This window comes from Gluconobacter kondonii, assembly GCF_002723995.1.
Taxonomy (GTDB): Bacteria; Pseudomonadota; Alphaproteobacteria; order Acetobacterales; family Acetobacteraceae; genus Gluconobacter; species Gluconobacter kondonii.
Window position 1 is genome coordinate 316003 of the sequence record NZ_BEWP01000002.1, and the last position, 16523, is coordinate 332525.

Genomic DNA, 16523 nt, shown 5'->3' on the forward strand with positions numbered 1-16523 from the left:
GGATCGGTGTCTGCGTCATTATCCGCTCCGTAGTCATGCCGGCCTGTGAATGCCACATTCCGTCTTGGCCAGACCGGCCCACCGGCCCGCCCGTCCATCTTCACCATCCTTGACCGCCCTTGTGCACGGAGCACAACCGATCGAGGTGTAACCTTTTGCAACCAGGGGATGCCGCGGCAGATCCCGGCGCTGCATCTGCGCCTCGATCTGCGCCGGGCCCCATCCCGCCAGCGGATTGAGCTTCACGCTGCCATCAGGCTGCGGGTCCAGAACCGGCAACGCCGTGCGCGTTGCGGACTGGCTGCGCTTGCGCCCCGTAATCCAGACATCGAATTCCGGCAGCACCAGATCCAGCGGCTCAACCTTGCGCAGCGCACAGCACGCATCCGGATCGAATGCAGCCAACTGGTCCTGCGGATCACGGTCATGCAACGCTTTGAGCGTGGGCGAGAGGGTGCGCACATCAGACAGGCCCAGACTTCGCACCAGACGATCGCGATACTCCAGCGTCTCAGGAAAATGCCGCTTCGTATCCAGAAAAAACACCGGAACAGACGGATCGATCTGCGCCACCAGATCCAGCAGAACCGCCGACTCCGCCCCGAAAGACGACACCACAGCCACACGCCCGCGCAGCCGTGTCAGCGTCTCCTGCAAAATCCGGTCTTCCGGGATCTGCCGAAGATGATCCAGTTCCGTCCGTGAAAGAGACATGTGTCGCACCTGCCTGTGTCCAGATCAGTCCGACCGCTCAGGCGGCCTGCCAGAGACATAGGCGCACACATTTCAAAAATAAACTATTTTGTTTGATATAACGATTTTATTTTGTGCTAAAACGATGCTGCAAGGCCATTCCTCAGCGCAGAAGCCGCCGCACCCTGCCCGGAACTGCCATCAACCGCTCCCGCCATCCCCGCCGGGCTTCGACCCGAGGAGCCGTCTCCTCTCGCATCCGTCGGGCCGCAGCCGACCCGGGAAGCGGATCAGCAGCCTGCCGCGCCATACGCTCCCAGCTTTCCACGCGCCGCTCCACGTCCGACTCAACCCTGAAAAATACCCCGAATTCAAAGCCCGGAGGCGCTGTGTCCTCAAATCCCGCACAGGCCAGCTCCAGAATACCCTCCCGCGCCAGAGGAACCATCAGCGTCGCAAAATGCCGGGGCGTCAGAACCCAGCAATGCACATCCACATAATGTGAAGGATCGGACAACGCAGGCCGTACCCAATCCAGAGCCTCCTCCAGAGAATACTGAGCTTTCATGTCGCCCGGCAGCGCCAGACCATCATGAAAATCCTGACAGCGCACATCGGAATCGCGCACCTTGTTCAACGCAAAATCAAGAATATCGCGCGGATCAGGCGTCCGCCGTTTCTGCATCCACGCCACCAGCAGATCCGACAACCGGGTCAGTCCCCGCAGCGCATCGAACGAAAAACGGGCATCAGGCAGCATCAGACGGATCTCGCCGCCTTCCGAAAGAACTTCGGAGGCTTCGTGCAGCCACCCGATCAGATCTGGAACATGTTCTGCCACATGCGACGCAACAACCAGATCAAACAGCCCGTCCACACATTCCTTCAAGGGACGGTCCAGCCAGACCACATCCACCGGAACCAGATTGTCGCGGCTCACACCGGGGTCCCAGGCGAACTGACGCAACAGCCCTTCCGTATCCACCCGATCTGCGTAAAGAACGTCGCTGTCCCCACGCGTGAGGACAGGCGTCGTCAGGGCGCCGATTTCCAGACAGCGCGCCCGGCTGAAATCAATGCCACGCCGCAGGGCTGCCTGACGCTTCAGGAAAATATCTGACACGGACCCTCATCATACCCATCCGGACAGAACGCTGCCCTGACATTCCAAGAACCGAACACGGCCAAAAAGCTATAGAAATCCCCAAAAACCTGTCAATGCCAGGAACAGTTTGCCCACCACAAAAACTGGCCCAAAACCTCAAAAAATGGCTCATTATGCCATTTCTCAAAACTCTAAAATCCAAACACACACCATAAAAAGCCCCCCTCACATCATCTGGCACGGTTCATGCATCAGAGGGTTTCATGGACACGCCCTTACTCCTTCACGCCAAGCGCCTTCCGCGCCTCCTTGTCGGCCAGCCCGTGCAGCCGCAGATGATGGCGGAACTGGTAGTAGGTCAGACCCAGCAGTTCCGCAGCGCGCCGCTGGCTGAACTGCGCCTCGCGCAAAGCAGCTTCCAGCAGACTACGCTCATGCGTCCTGACATCCGCCCCGAAGTCACGCGGGAACGTCAGCGCCTCTCCCACTGCCGGAACAACCGCAGGCACCGCCGTCACCGCGCACTGAACCTGAGCGTCCTTCCAGTCCGGCACGACGAACGGGTCCAGCACGATCTCGTCCAGCGCCTTTTCCGGCCGGTCCATCCTGTAAACACTGCGCTCCACCACGTTGCGCAATTCGCGGACGTTGCCGGGCCAGTCATAGGCCTGCAACCGTTCCAGCGCGCGCTCCGTGAACCCCGCAAACATCTTCCGCCCCAGTTCCGCACTCATGCGGGTGGCAAAATGCTCGGCCAGCAGGGAAATATCCTCCGGACGCGCCCGCAGCGGCGGAATATTCACGACATCGAAAGCCAACCGGTCCAGCAGATCCGCCCGGAAGCGCCCTTCCCGCGCCATGGCGGGCAGATCCGCATTGGTCGCCCCGATCAGCCGCACATCCACCCGGATGGTCTCGCTGCCGCCCACACGCTCGAAGCTGCCATATTCAATCACCCGCAGCAGCTTTTCCTGCACAGCCTGCGACGCGGTGCCGATCTCGTCCAGAAACATCGTGCCCCCGTCCGCCCGCTCAAAGCGCGACAGACGCCGTTTCTGCGCGCCAGTGAACGCCCCAGCCTCATGACCGAACAGTTCGCTGTCCAAAAGCGCCTCGGGCAACGCCGCACAGTTGAGCTTCACCAGCGGCCGGTCCCACCGGTCCGACAGCAGAGCCAGGCGCGCCGCCGCCAGTTCCTTGCCGGTCCCGCGCTCTCCGATCACCAGAACCGGACGCCGCAGGGGCGCCAGACGGGAGACCTGATCCAGCATCCCCAGAAATGCCGGAGCCCGCCCGATCGGGGTCGGCACCTCGTCGATATCGGTGCTTCTCGCCATTTTATGGTCTCTCACGCCCCCGTTCAGGTCTTCAGTTCATAACACCCTCAAAACAGCATCACTGACAAGAGCAGGGATCTGTCCTAAGTCTCTTCATCAGGAAGGAAAGCATCATGGGTATTTTTTCTCGCCTCGCCGATATCGTGAACTCCAATCTGAATGCGATTCTCGCCAATGCCGAGGACCCGCAGAAAATGATCCGTCTGGTCATTCAGGAAATGGAAGACACGCTGGTCGAGGTTCGCAGTCAGGCCGTCCGCACAATCGCCGAGCGCAAACAGCTCGAACGCCGCGTGCGCACCATGATGCACGAAGAAGACGAATGGCACCGCAAGGCCGGTCTCGCCATCGAACGGGACCGCGACGATCTCGCCCGCGCAGCCCTCGCCGCCCGCCACAGCGTGGAACAGTCGCGCGAAGCACTGGAACAGCAGATCGCCCAGATCTCGGACGGGCTGGACCAGCAGAACGACGACATCTCCAAACTTCAGGCCAAGATCGCCGACGCCAAATCCCGCGAAAAGGCGCTCTCCATCCGCGCCCGTACCGCACAGGGGCGCCTGAAAACCCGCGAAAAACTCTACGACACCCGCATCGACGACACGCTGAACCGTTTCGATCAAGTGGAACGCGCTCTTGATGAGCTTGAAGGCAAGGCAGAGGCGTATGATCTGGGCCGCCGCACCGGCCACCCCACACTTCAGGAGGAACTCGCGGCCCTTGAAACCGATGCCGTCGTGGAAAACGAGTTCGAAGCCCTCAAGCGCCGTGTGGCCGAAAAGAAAAGCGCAGGCTGAGAAAAGGCTGACCGAAAGGCCCAAGGCATGAATTCGTCCATCTTCCCCTTCCTTGTTCCCATCACGGCCATCATCTGCTGGGCTGTCGTCAGCATGGCCAAACATGCCAGCGGCTCACCAAAAGGCGCGCCCCAGCCAGACCCCATGCTTCAGGCCGCCCTGACACAGGCCGAAGCCCATGCTACGCGTCTGGAAGAAAGGATCGACCAGCTCGAACGCATCCTCGACGAGGATATCCCGGGCTGGAGAGCAAGGAACGCACGATGACACGCCGCCCCGTCCTCTTTTCCGGCCGCCGCCCGGCGCTTCTGGCCCTGCTGGCGGGTACCGTCCTGCTGGCGCCCGCAGCCCATGCCGCGCGCATGACCCTGTCCGGAGAGGATCTGGACCTGTCGATCCCCTGCACCGGACAGGTCAGGGTCGTGGTCGATCCCAACATGAAGGACGGGGCAACGCTTGATTCAAGCAGCCTCGCACAGGTCTCCATGCATACCGGCAAGGAAGAAGCGCAAAGCCGCATCTCCATCACCACAAAGTCCTGCGCCCCCAACGGGAAGCTGACAATCAGCATCTCCCCCAGCACCGGCCTGACAATCCACGACAGCCACGACACGCATTTCGTCATCGCCGGAAAGCTCGCCTCCCTGGACGCCAGCCTCGATTCCGCCACCATGGACATCGAAAACACCCAGTCCCTCGACCTGGACATGCAGGGCGCCTCCAGCGTCCACATCCACTCCCTCGAACGTGCGGCCCAGATCGTGGCCTCCGGCACCTCGACCCTGACGGCCGACACGGCGCAGCTCGCGGCGCTTTCGGTGCAGTTGACGCAGAATGCGGGCATGACGCTCTCGGGGGGCACCATCGACGCCTTGACGCTGATTACGGCCGATCAGGCCAGCGCCACCATTCTGGCTCACGCCACCGTGGCCACAGTCGCGGCCAACGGAACGGGGGATGTCAATATCGAGGCCGTCACGGGCCCGATGGTGCGCTCGGGCAAGGGCACAGTCCGTGTCGGCGCGGAGAATGGCGTGATCTATCGCCCCACGCCGCCGCCACCGGCTGCTATACCGACACCTCCTCCCGCAGCGCCGCAGCCCTCCCTTCCGGTTCAGACGCCCCCTGCCAGCGCGGCTACGACCGTTCCGGCACCCGCGGTTACGCCTCCAGCTGTTTCTTCTGCGCCCGTCATGCAGGCGCCTGTGGTTCAGACACCTACGGTTCAGGCCCCAACCACACCAACCGCGGTTCCGGCTCCAGCGCCTGTGCCCCAGCCTTCCGGGCCTGACAGCCCTGCCATCCCGCAGGCGCCCAGCGTCCCGGCTCCGTCAAAAGCCGCCGAGTCGAATGCGCCGCAAACAACGCAGGCGCCTGCCAGCCTTCCTGTCACAAGCGCGCCCGTCCAGACCGCGCCGCAGACACCAATTCCGGCTCCCGCAGTGACACCCGCCGCCCCAGCAGCCAACCCGACCACCCCCTCGACGACCGGAAAGAGCGCTCAGAATGGCGCTCAGGGAGAATAGGGATGCGCTATCATCTGCATGCGCGTCTGGCTCTGCTCGCGCTTCTGAGCTGCGGTGCCGCGCCCGCGCCACCAGCCCCTCCGGCACCTCCCCCGCCTCCAGCCCCGCCATCCTTCAACGTGTCCTCGACGAGCAGCCCCGACACGCTCGTCATCCCGGCGACATGTCTTGAGACCCTGTCCGTCGTGAGTGGCCCAGATGCGCATATCGTCTCTGGCAGCGGCAGTCTGAAGAAACACGGGGAGCGCCTGACCTTCACGACCACTCCGCAGGACTGCGCGGCTCAGGACAGTGCAACAGTCATGGTTCCGGCACGGACCAGCCTCGACATCCAGTCCTCTCACAACCATACGACGCTCTATCGTATCACCGGCGTCAACGGCGACGTCACGGCGGAGAGCGGACACGGCGATCTCGACATCGATCAGGCCAGCGGCCTGAACCTGACGATGACAGGCCCCGGAGACGTCTCGATCGGGCGGGTGACGGGACGGATGACCGTGCAAAGCCTGTCCAGCGGCGACCTGCAAATCGGCGATCTCGCAGCTTCAAGCGCCAGCATCACGGCCATGTCGTCAGGCGATATCCGAGTTGAACGGGGAAGTGTGGATGTTCTGACGGTCCGGGATTATGGCTCGGCCGATATAACGCTGAACGCCACCGCCCGCGATGCGGATCTGACCCTTCTCGGCAGCGGCGACATCACGCTTCAGAAAGCGAGCGAAACGCTGAAGAAGCGTCCGATCGGGTCCGGCACGCTCTCCGTGGAGGACACAGCCGGTGCGCGGATCACGACCGTGACCACACCGGACGGTTCTGCCATCCTGTCCGATGCGACACGCAAGGTTCTGGATCATCTCGATATCCATATGGATACGCCTGAGATCACTTTCGGCAACACATCCACTGTCCATCATTCCAGCGGTCATGGGGTGATTGGGCTGCTGCTGAAAATCTTTCTGATCATCTGGGCCGTGCGTCTTTTCCGACGCTATCGCCGGACAGGCGTTTTTCCGTTCCGAGGGACGCTGGACAAGGCCGCCGCAGGATATGCGGAAGGTGTGCGGAGCTGGTCCCGGCACCGCGCGGCATGGCAGGAAACACCCGCCGCCAGCGCGACAGCCGTGGTCAGGGATGCCGTGCTTGGTTTCCGGCGTCCGCAACCCGAACCGACGGAAGATTTCTCCCGCTCCGTCCCGCCGGGCCATCCGCTGGCCCGGCTTCAGGATCGGCTGGCGCGCATGGAACGCAGGCTCGGCCTGATCGAACGCTGCGTTACGTCCTCCGATTTCAGTCTGGAGCGGCAGTTCCGGGATCTGGAGCGAACCGATGGCCGACGCGCCTGAATGCAGGACGGAAACTTTGACGTCCGGATGCAGGCAGGGTAGGGGCTGAAGGGTGAATGCCGTTCTTGACCCCATAGCGGCCCTTGGCCGCGCCGCTCTCGGCCTTATCAAGCAGGCAGGTGCTCTGGCCCTGTTCGCGCTGGAGGCTCTGTCGCATCTGGTGCGACCGCCCTTTTACTGGCGGATTTTCTTCTCCAGCCTGATCGAGACGGGGTTCTTCTCCCTCCCCGTCGTGGCGCTGACGGCCCTGTTTTCAGGGGCCGTGATCGCACTTCAGTCCTATGTGGGCTTCGGGCAGTATCATGTGCAGAGCGCGATTGCCGGGATCGTCGTCCTCGCCGTGACCCGCGAGCTTGGCCCTGTTCTGGCCGGATTAATGGTCGCCGGGCGCGTAGGCGCGGCCATGTCCGCACAGATCGGCACCATGCGCGTGACCGACCAGATCGACGCGCTCACCACGCTGTCCACCGATCCAATGAAATATCTCGTGACGCCGCGCCTTCTGGCCGGAACGCTCGCGCTGCCCTGCCTCGTGCTGGTCGCCGATATTCTGGGCGTGATGGGCGGTTTCACGGTTTCGGTCGCCAAGCTCGGCTTCTCGCCCTCGACCTACATCACGGCCACGCTGGATTCGCTCAAGACGATGGATGTCGTCGTGGGCCTCGTCAAAGCGGCAGTGTTCGGATTCCTGATCGCGCTTCTGGGCTGCTATAACGGCTATAACAGCCGGGGCGGCGCAGAGGGTGTGGGCTCGGCCACAACAGCCGCCGTCGTGGGTGCGTCCATCCTGCTCCTGCTGTTCGATTATCTCCTGACAGATCTGTTCTTCTCACAATGAGCACTCCCCCCGTAAGCACGCCCTTAGGCACCCCGAAGATCCGCATTCGCGGCCTGCACAAGGCTTTCGGCTCCAAGATCGTGCTTGATGGCGTGGATCTCGATGTCGAAGCTGGCACGTCCATGGTCATCATCGGCGGGTCTGGCTCCGGGAAATCCGTCCTGCTGCGCTGTATTCTCGGTCTGATCGAGCCCGATGCCGGGACGATCGAGATCGACGGCGAAAACCTACTGACGGCTTCGCGTTCCAAGCAGGATGCCCTGCGTCGGCAGATCGGGATGCTGTTTCAGAACGGTGCTCTGTTCGACAGCATGAGCGTTGGCGAGAACGTGGCGTTCGGCGTTCGCGCCAAGCATTCCGACCGCAATGGCGCGACCCCGTCCCGCACGCAGGCACTGCAAATAGCCGGAGGTCTGCTCGAACAGGTGGGGCTGGACCCGTCTGTCGGCGAACTCAGCCCGTCTGAGCTTTCGGGCGGTATGCAGAAGCGCGTGGGGCTGGCGCGCGCCATTGCGGGCAGTCCCAACATCATGTTCTTCGACGAACCCACGACCGGGCTGGACCCGATCATGGGCGCCGTCATTGACGGGCTGATCGTGGACTGCGTGCAGAAACTCGGCTCCACCGCCATTGCCATTACACACGATATGGCCTCGGCCCAGCGGATCGGAAACCGCGCGGCGATGCTCTATCGCGGGAAGCTGATCTGGCAGGGCGAGGCGTCCGAGCTCATGAATTCGGGCAACGCCATGGTGGATCAGTTCACCCATGGCCGACGCGAAGGCCCCATCACCATGGAGCTGCGCAAATGAGCCTTCTGCCCCGTTTCCCGAAAACCGATCCCATCGTCTGGAAGCGCATCGGGCTGAGCTATCTGATCGCCCTGCCGCTCCTGTTCATCATGTTCCGCCATCAGCCCGCCCATCCGAACATGGTGCTTCAACTTCTCGGTTTTCTGCTGATCATCGTGGTCTCGCGGCTTCTGGCGCGTCTGATTCTGCGGACGCGGGAGTAAGGATTCCGGGCTCTGCCCGGGCCCGGCAGGGATCTTGATCCCTGCACCCTGATTCTAAAGGTTTCCAAAGGTCGCGACCTTTGGTGGGGTCCGGGGCAAAGCCCCGGCTGGATCAACGGCCAAGCACTCCCTATATACTGGGTTTGTTCCCCTCAAATCGAAGAGACCAGCCTTGGCCAAAAAGCCGACCACCCGTTACGTCTGCCAGAACTGTGGCGCCACCTATCCGAAATGGAACGGGAAGTGCGAAGCCTGCGGCGAATGGAACACGCTGGTTGAGGAGACGGTCGAGCCGACGGCCCGCAAGACCGGAAAGCTGAGTTCAGGGCGTCTGCAAACCGTCCGGCTGGATGGCGAAACACGGCCGCCCCCGCGTATTACAACCAGCATTGCAGAGCTGGACCGCGTTCTGGGTGGCGGACTTGTCCCGGCGTCGGTGGTGCTGGTCGGCGGTGATCCGGGCATCGGCAAATCCACGCTCATGCTTCAGACGACCTGCGCGCTCGCGCGGTCGGGGCATCGCGTCCTGTATGTGTCGGGCGAAGAATCGGTGGACCAGATCCGCATCCGCGCCCAACGGCTGGGTCTGGACCGCGATCCCAAAATGCTGGACTCGCTGGATCTGGCGGCCTCCATCAATGTGGGTGAAATCGTCGGCTCGCTGGAGCAGGACCGGGCGCATACGGTCGTGGTCATCGATTCCATCCAGACGATGTGGCTGGAAAGCGTGGAAAGCTCGCCGGGCTCTGTCTCGCAGGTGCGGGCGAGTGCGTTTGAACTGATCCGGCTGGCCAAGACGCTCGGTTTTGCGCTGATCCTGATCGGCCATGTCACGAAGGAAGGCTCCCTCGCCGGGCCGCGTGTTCTGGAACATATGGTCGATGCGGTCATGTATTTCGAGGGCGATCGCGGGCATCAGTTCCGTATCCTGCGTGCGGCCAAAAACCGCTTTGGCGCGACCGACGAAATCGGCGTTTTCGCCATGACCGATATCGGCCTGACCGAAGTGCCCAATCCCTCCGCGCTGTTCCTTGCGGAGCGGCGGGGCAATATTGCGGGGTCGGCTGTTTTTGCGGGGCTGGAAGGCACCCGCCCGGTCCTGCTGGAAATTCAGGCGCTGCTGTCTCCCAAGGCCGGAGATGGGGCGCCGCGCCGGGCTGTTGTGGGCTGGGACACGTCGCGGCTGAACATGCTGCTGGCCGTGCTGGATTCCCGATGTGGCCTCAAGCTTGCGAATATGGATGTCTATCTGAACATCGCAGGCGGCCTGCGGGTGAACGAGCCAGCCGCCGATATGGCGGTGGCCGCGGCCCTTGTGTCCGCCGCCACGGGCCATCCGACCTCCCCCAGTGCGGCCTATTTCGGCGAGGTCGGGCTGTCCGGCGAGATCCGGCAGGTCAGTCAGGCCGATCTACGTCTCAAGGAAGTCGCCAAGCTGGGCTTTGGCGAGGCCATCCTACCCCGGCGCGTCTCGGCGGCCTCCGCAAGGGTCAAGCCGCCCGCAGGCCTGAAACTGCGCGAAATCGGGCATCTGACGGATCTGGTCGGGCTGTTTTCCGACAAGGACGAATAACAGAGGTCTTCAGAAGCGGAAGACGACATTGGACTGAGCATAGCTTCCGCTTTTGCCGCCCGCCGCATGTAACCCGTTCGAGGCCATGAACCGCGCGCCATAGATCTGCCAGGTCAGGTGCCGGTTAAGCTGGAGCTTGAGAGACGCCTGCGGCACCACGCCGATATAGCCGCCGTGATAGATTTTCGAGAATGTGTACGGGCCGGACGAGTTCCAGATCGCGCCATCCGCATTCTCCCGCCACATGAACGGCACCTTGAACTGGATGCTCGCAAAGCCTTTCCAAGGCGTGATGCTCAGGACTGGCGAGAGGCTGACGAGGTTGGACGGCTGGATATAGGTCGTGGTGTCCAGATAGTTTGTCTGCGGGTTGAAGGGCGCCATATAAGTGCGAACCGGGCCGTCCGTTCCGTTGGCCCCACCGGAATACAGATCCGCCTGAACGCCGATGAATGGGTGCAGGGGCGAGGGCGTATGGCGGTATCCCACGATCGTATTGACCGAATAAGCCTGCACGTCGCTCTTTTTCGCGCTGCCAGATTTCTGGAACGTCCCGTCCTGATAGAGGCTGCCGAACGAATATTCGAAAGACGCGGCGGTACCGTACCAGCGGAAGCCCACATTCCCGCGTGAGGACGTGCCTTTCAGGGCACCGGATGCAAGTGGGACGACGGACAGGCTGCCGCCATAGCGGTAACCGTAATAGAAAATATCCAGAAACGAATGGACCGTCTCGCTACCGATGGAAAACTGCGGCACGAGAGCCGTGATGTCCCCGCCATACAGGCGCGTATTGTAATCTTCCGTATCGTGGAACATCAGGGTTGCGTCGGTCTTGGTCTGGACGAAATCGAACGCATCCACGCGGATATTGGGCCAGATCGCATAAATGCGCCCGCCGTTCCACGACAGTGGGACGTTGGGCGTTTCGCGGTTGTACAGAACGTAAGATGGCGCATCGAGGAACTGCTGACGGCCGAACATGAAGCCCGTCTGCGCGCCCGCGAACTTGCCCTTGAACTCGATGAAAGCCTGCTGGAGATCCAGCCGTTTGCGGTACGTCGTATTGTAACCGAAGCCTTTCCATCCTCCCGCATCCGCATTGATAAGTTGTCCGAACAGCCACACATGCTCGCCCAGATGCAGGTCCGCGCCATACAGGTTCCGCACACCGAAACGCCCCGAATTGCTGTTGCCCTTTTTGCCCAGAAAAGGTGCCTCCTCGTACCAGTTGCGCAGACGCGTCTCGCCGGAAAAGGACAGCCAGATCGTCCTCGCATCGTTCAGTGCGATGAACTTCAGCGGATCGAACGGATCGTCGCGCCGACTCTTGTCGCGCAGAAAGCTCCAGTCTTCCGCCCAAGGGGCTACACCGTAACGTCCGACCGGCCCGAAGCCCGCTGATTCGCCGTTGCCATAACTGAACGCGCCCCATGGACCCTGCCGTCCCTGCGGCGCATGATTCTGACTCGCCACAACACGACGCGGCTGGCCCACGACGCCAGCATGGGGATAGTTCTGGATGGGGGGACGTTCCGTAGAAAGAACGTGGATCCATTCTTCCGAATGTGCGGTCGGGGCGGTGGACGAATCGGCGGCCGCTGCCAGTCGGGAGGTGCAGATTCCAAGCGCCATCATAGCCAGAATGGACCGATTCCGATATGAATGATGACGTAACATGCCCTGAAAACTCCAGACGGGGTTCGCAGAACATTATGCAGCAACAAAAAACATCAATCCCGATAGTTTTAAATAAAAATGACTATTTTTTTGGTATTTAATCCAGCCGGGTAATATCCATTTGTCCGCGCGTCAGATCCCGCAGCCAGTCCGTGATGGCATCCGCTTCTTCCACCGGTACGGCCAGTGTCATCCACGCGCCTTCGGCGTCGAACTCACATTCCGTCCGGCTTGCCCGCCAGCTTTCGATCTTGGACTCCACCATCGCATAGCTGGAAAACGGGCAGTGAAAGCGCAACGGCACGGTTTCAATCCGCTCAATCCGCTCTGCTTCGCGCAGACAGGCCGACGCCGCGCCGCCATAGGCCCGCACCAGCCCCCCGGCCCCGAGCTGCACGCCACCATACCAGCGTGTAACGACGATCATGACATTGTCGAAATCCTGCCCTTCGATAGCGGACAGGATGGGCCGCCCGGCCGTCCCACCGGGTTCGCCGTCATCGCTGCATCGGAAGCGCTGACCGGTTTTGAAGGCCCAGCAGTTATGGGTCGCCTCCAGCACGGCAACGTCGCGGAAGAAGGCCATGGCGGCCGCTTCATCTTCCACAGGAGCTGCGGAAGCGCGGAAAACGCTGTTCTTAATCACACTTTCGTAGGTCGCGAGGCCGGGAAGAGTCCATGTCATGGCTTTCCTTCTGCATCAGGATCGCCGAAATGTCAGGATGGGGTAGGGAAACGCTGCCCGTTCTGTTAAGGGTAGCCCCCATGTTTTCGGATCTAACCGGTCGGCTGAATGCCGTCTGCGCGCGTCGTGCGCCTCTCGTTCTGGCGCTGTTTGCACTGCTCTGTGCCGCCTGCGTTGCCCTGAGTGTCACACGCATCAGCGTGACGACGGACACGAGCAAGATGTTTGCCAACAGCCTGCCGTGGAAAAAGCGGAGCATGGAGCTGACGCGCCTGTTCCCGCAGGACAGCAACCAGCTCGTCGCCATCCTCGACAGCCGCATCCCCGAACAGGGACGCATCGCGGCACGGGAGCTTGCGGCCACGCTTTCGCAGGACCACACACATTTCAAGACGGTCGGCCTGCCCGGCGACAACCCTTTCTATAACAGTCACGGCTTCCTGTTCCTCGATACGAAAGATCTGGAACCGCTGCTGGATTCGATCGTCTCCGCGCAGCCCTTTCTGGGCACACTGGCCGCCGATCCGTCTGCGCGAGGGCTGTTCGGCGCACTTGGCCTGATCGGTGAGGGCATCAAGGCCGGACAGGGCATCCCCAGTGGCTTCAACGGCGCGCTGGACGGGTTCGCAACCTCTCTGACACAGGCCGCGGACGGCCATCCGCAGGACATGTCCTGGCAGAACCTGCTGATCGGCAAGCTGGCGGAACTGGGATCGCGATACGAGTTTGTCGTCACGCAACCCAAGCTCGATTACAGTTCCTTCCAGCCCGGCGAAGGCGCTACGACCGCCATGCGTCAGGCGATCAACAACCTTGAATTCGTGAAAACGAAACAGGTCACGGGCATCATTACCGGTGAAGTGAAGTTGTCGGACGAGGAGTTCTCCACCGTCGCACACGGCATGGTGCTGGGGCTCATCATTTCGCTGGTTCTGGTTGCAGTCTGGCTGATCCTCGCGGTCCATTCCCCGCGCGTCATCCTTCCGATCCTGCTGACCCTCATCGCTGGCCTGCTGCTGACGACTGGCTTTGCCGCTCTGGCTGTGGGTGAGCTGAATCTGATCTCGGTAGCCTTCGCCATCCTGTTCGTGGGCATCGCAGTCGATTTCGCCATCCAGTACAGCGTGCGCCTGCGCGGACAGCGCAACGCGGACGGCTCGTACCCGTCCCTGCATGACGCCATCGTTCTGACGGGTCAGGAAAGCGGCGCGCAGATCCTTGTCGCCGCCCTCGCCACGGCGGCGGGCTTCCTCGCTTTCTATCCCACGAGCTTTATTGGCGTGGCGCAGCTCGGGCTGATTGCGGGCTTCGGCATGCTGATCGCCTTTTTCTGCACGATGACGCTTCTGCCAGCTCTGCTGTCCGTCTTTCGCGCGAAGCTGGGCAGCGGAGAGCCGGGTTTTGCGTTCATGGCGCCTGCGGACGCGTTCCTGCGCCACAAACGCCACAAGGTTGTCGGCATCTTCGCACTTCTGGGCATCGTGGGGCTGGCCCTCATGCCGCTTCTGAAGTTCGACGCTGATCCGCTGCACACTAAAGACCCCAACACCGAGGGGATGCGGGCGCTGCATCTGCTGGAAGCCAATCCGCTCACGACGCCCTATAGCGCACAGGTTCTGACCCCGAACCTGACGGACGCGGCGAAAGAGGCTGCGGAATTCTCGAAGCTTCCCAGCGTGCATGACGTGCTGTGGCTCGGCGCGCTGGTTCCTGATGACCAGAAAACCAAGCTGGCCATGATCGAGGACACTGCCTCCATCCTCCTGCCGACCATCACAGTAGCCAATCCTGAACCCGCACCGGACGCCGCCGCCATCCGCGCCGCCGCTGTCTCTGCCGTGCAGAAGCTGGATGCCGTGAAGGACCAGCTTCCCGCACCGCTGGAAAAAATCCGTCAGGCATTGCACACGCTCTCCACGGCACCGGACAGCACGCTGCTTCAGGCCAGCACGGTCCTGACGCGCTTCCTGCCGGACGAACTGTCGATGCTGCGGATGGCGCTTCAGCCCACCCCCGTCACGATGGAGAACATTCCGCAGGATGTGCGCCGCGACTATGTCCTGCCTGATGGCCGCGCGCGACTGACGATCCATCCCAAGGGACAGATGTCCGAAACACCGGTGCTGCACCGCTTCGTCAGCGAACTGCGTTCGGTCAATCCGGATGTTGCCGGCCCCGCGATGGAAATCACGGAAAGCGCCAATACGATCGTGCATGCCTTCAAAGTGGCGGCCATCTGCGCGCTCATCATGATTGCCATCATCCTGCTGGTTGTGCTGCGCCGCCTACTGGATGCCGCCCTTGTCATGGCACCGCTGCTGATGTCGACCCTTCTGACCGTGATCCTGATCGTCACGGTGCCGGAGACGCTGAACTACGCCAATATCATCGCCCTGCCGCTGCTTCTGGGTGTGGGCGTGTCGTTCAACATCTATTTCGTCATGAACTGGCGCGAGGGCGTCAAAGGCCCGCTGACGTCTCCCACGGCGCGTGCGGTGCTGTTCTCCGCCCTGACGACCGCAACGGCTTTCGGCTCTCTCGCCCGTTCGGGCCATCCGGGCACGGCGAGCATGGGGCGACTGCTTCTGATGTCCCTCGGCTGCACCCTGCTCTGCACAATGGTATTCGTCCCGGCCCTGCTCCCCAAACGCCCCACCGACGAGGCCTGATTACAGGCTTCCTCTGCTGACACGGTTTGCCGCAATGTGACAGGCATTCTGGCAACCGTGCGTTTCCTCAGGGGTTGAGATCTTCTGCAACGGAGGATCGCCCTTTGACCACAGAACATTCGGGCCTGCCGCGTGGCATCGACCATGTCGGTGTCACCGTCCCGGACATCAACGCCGCCATCCGCTTTCTTGAAGAAGCGTTCGGCGCAGTTGCCCTCTACCGGAACGTCACCCGCACCGCGCCACAGAAAGGTCCGGAGACGGAAAAAATTCTCGGCCTTCCGGGCGGCACGGTCGTCATTGAAATGTGCATGATGGCGCTCGGTCATGGGCCGGGCATCGAACTGTTCGAAATGAAAGGTCCTGACCAGCGCGAGGCCGCGCGCCCGTGCGACTGGGGCCTTCAGCATTTCGCCGTCTATGTCGATGACATCCACGCCGCCTGCCACCGTTTCCGCGAAGCGGGCGGCACACTTCTGACCGAACCACAGGGCCAGCCCTCTCTCGAAGCCGCACCGGGCAACATGTTCTGCTACGGGCGTACGCCCTGGGGCATGATCGTGGAACTGGTCTGCACGCCACATCAGGAACGCTTCAACGACATCGCCCCCATGGACCGATATCAGCCACCCGCGCTGAAAGGATCAGACGCATGACACGCCTTCTTCCCCTAGCTGCGGCACTCCTCGTCGTAACGGCCTTCGGTGCCGCACACGCTGCTGATCCCACTCCGCCAACGGCCTGGTATTGGCATAACTGGACGGACCATGACGGCATCAGTCACATGACCCGCTGCCCGTTCCATAATTACGATCTAAAAACTATGTCCAAACCCGCAGGGCCGCAATGGCAGGACCATGTGCATGAAGGCAATGCCCGGATCATTTCCACCGTGCAGCCCGCGCACTGGGACGGAAGCTGGCACCCCGACCCTAAAGTCCAGTGGATCATCCCGCTGAAGGGCTCCTGGTACGTGACGGCCATGGACGGGAAAAAAGTCGTCATGGGGCCCGGGGACGTCTCCCTCGGCGAAGACCAAATGAGCCGCAAGGACGCAAAAGGCCATATCGGTCATTTCGCAGGCAATATTGGCGACGGCCCCGTCACGCTAATGGTCATCCAGACGGATGAACAGCCAACCACGGATCAGCCCTGCCGTTTTCATTAAGGTTCAGGAATGGTCGGAAATTTTCTCTTCAAAAAGCTGCGCCAGCTCCAGAAACAGAAACAAACGCAAAAAACCGTAACAACATTTATAT

At 61.7% G+C, this 16523-nt stretch carries 16 protein-coding genes; 11 read left to right on the forward strand and 5 right to left on the reverse strand.

The genetic code is table 11. The features are described from left to right. Positions 1-33: 33 nt before the first annotated feature. The 3 genes from GKO01_RS03920 to pspF form a co-directional block, all read right to left on the reverse strand. Complete coding sequence (locus GKO01_RS03920) at positions 34-714, reverse strand: phosphoadenylyl-sulfate reductase (protein ID WP_099285827.1); 681 nt, start codon at positions 712-714, stop codon at positions 34-36. A 142-nt stretch (positions 715-856) separates the two neighbouring features. Then, the gene (locus tag GKO01_RS03925; RefSeq protein WP_099285828.1) at positions 857-1816 is read right to left on the reverse strand and encodes a methyltransferase domain-containing protein; all 960 of its coding nucleotides are present in this window, start codon (positions 1814-1816) and stop codon (positions 857-859) included. A 257-nt stretch (positions 1817-2073) separates the two neighbouring features. Further along, entirely contained in the window at positions 2074-3135 is a 1062-nt protein-coding gene (gene pspF, locus GKO01_RS03930) for a phage shock protein operon transcriptional activator (protein ID WP_099285829.1), read from the reverse strand. Between the two features lie 113 nt (positions 3136-3248). On the opposite strand from pspF, the gene pspA reads away from it, so the two are divergent. The 8 genes from pspA to radA all read left to right on the forward strand — a co-directional run bounded on the left by pspA (position 3249) and on the right by radA (position 10230). Beyond that, positions 3249-3932 (forward strand): phage shock protein PspA, encoded by a 684-nt coding sequence (pspA, locus tag GKO01_RS03935; RefSeq protein ID WP_099285830.1) that lies wholly within the window; start codon positions 3249-3251, stop codon positions 3930-3932. Between the two features lie 27 nt (positions 3933-3959). Further along, a complete protein-coding gene (gene pspB / locus GKO01_RS03940) occupies positions 3960-4199 on the forward strand; it encodes an envelope stress response membrane protein PspB (protein WP_099285831.1) in 240 nt (79 codons plus the stop codon). Further along, complete coding sequence (locus tag GKO01_RS03945; RefSeq protein ID WP_099285832.1) at positions 4196-5458, forward strand: hypothetical protein; 1263 nt, start codon at positions 4196-4198, stop codon at positions 5456-5458. The genes pspB and GKO01_RS03945 overlap by 4 nt, the downstream gene beginning before the upstream one ends. A gap of 2 nt (positions 5459-5460) precedes the next feature. Beyond that, the gene (locus GKO01_RS03950) at positions 5461-6804 is read left to right on the forward strand and encodes a GIN domain-containing protein (protein ID WP_099285833.1); all 1344 of its coding nucleotides are present in this window, start codon (positions 5461-5463) and stop codon (positions 6802-6804) included. 52 nt (positions 6805-6856) lie between these two features. Beyond that, positions 6857-7642, forward strand: coding sequence for an MlaE family ABC transporter permease (locus tag GKO01_RS03955; RefSeq protein WP_062029251.1), 786 nt, complete (start codon positions 6857-6859; stop codon positions 7640-7642). Beyond that, the gene (locus GKO01_RS03960) at positions 7639-8454 is read left to right on the forward strand and encodes an ABC transporter ATP-binding protein (RefSeq protein WP_099285834.1); all 816 of its coding nucleotides are present in this window, start codon (positions 7639-7641) and stop codon (positions 8452-8454) included. The genes GKO01_RS03955 and GKO01_RS03960 overlap by 4 nt, the downstream gene beginning before the upstream one ends. Next, positions 8451-8657 carry a hypothetical protein gene (locus GKO01_RS03965; RefSeq protein ID WP_062029257.1) on the forward strand — a complete coding sequence of 69 codons (207 nt, stop codon included), beginning with the start codon at positions 8451-8453 and terminating at the stop codon, positions 8655-8657. Before GKO01_RS03960 ends, GKO01_RS03965 begins: the two co-directional genes overlap by 4 nt. Positions 8658-8829: 172 nt before the next feature. After that, positions 8830-10230, forward strand: a complete 1401-nt coding sequence (gene radA, locus GKO01_RS03970; protein WP_099285835.1) for a DNA repair protein RadA — start codon at positions 8830-8832, stop codon at positions 10228-10230. Positions 10231-10239: 9 nt separating this feature from the next. On the opposite strand, the gene GKO01_RS03975 is transcribed toward radA, so the two are convergent. Beyond that, the gene (locus GKO01_RS03975; RefSeq protein ID WP_099285836.1) at positions 10240-11910 is read right to left on the reverse strand and encodes an alginate export family protein; all 1671 of its coding nucleotides are present in this window, start codon (positions 11908-11910) and stop codon (positions 10240-10242) included. Between the two features lie 97 nt (positions 11911-12007). Then, the gene (locus tag GKO01_RS03980; RefSeq protein ID WP_099285837.1) at positions 12008-12595 is read right to left on the reverse strand and encodes an IMPACT family protein; all 588 of its coding nucleotides are present in this window, start codon (positions 12593-12595) and stop codon (positions 12008-12010) included. An 80-nt stretch (positions 12596-12675) separates the two neighbouring features. Here GKO01_RS03980 and GKO01_RS03985 point away from each other — a divergent pair, with 80 nt between their 5' ends. The 3 genes from GKO01_RS03985 to GKO01_RS03995 all read left to right on the forward strand — a co-directional run bounded on the left by GKO01_RS03985 (position 12676) and on the right by GKO01_RS03995 (position 16432). Then, entirely contained in the window at positions 12676-15264 is a 2589-nt protein-coding gene (locus tag GKO01_RS03985; RefSeq protein ID WP_099285838.1) for an MMPL family transporter, read from the forward strand. Positions 15265-15368: 104 nt separating this feature from the next. Further along, positions 15369-15920, forward strand: a complete 552-nt coding sequence (locus tag GKO01_RS03990) for a VOC family protein (protein ID WP_174694224.1) — start codon at positions 15369-15371, stop codon at positions 15918-15920. After that, positions 15917-16432, forward strand: coding sequence for a cupin domain-containing protein (locus tag GKO01_RS03995; protein ID WP_099285839.1), 516 nt, complete (start codon positions 15917-15919; stop codon positions 16430-16432). The genes GKO01_RS03990 and GKO01_RS03995 overlap by 4 nt, the downstream gene beginning before the upstream one ends. Positions 16433-16523 lie beyond the last annotated feature (91 nt).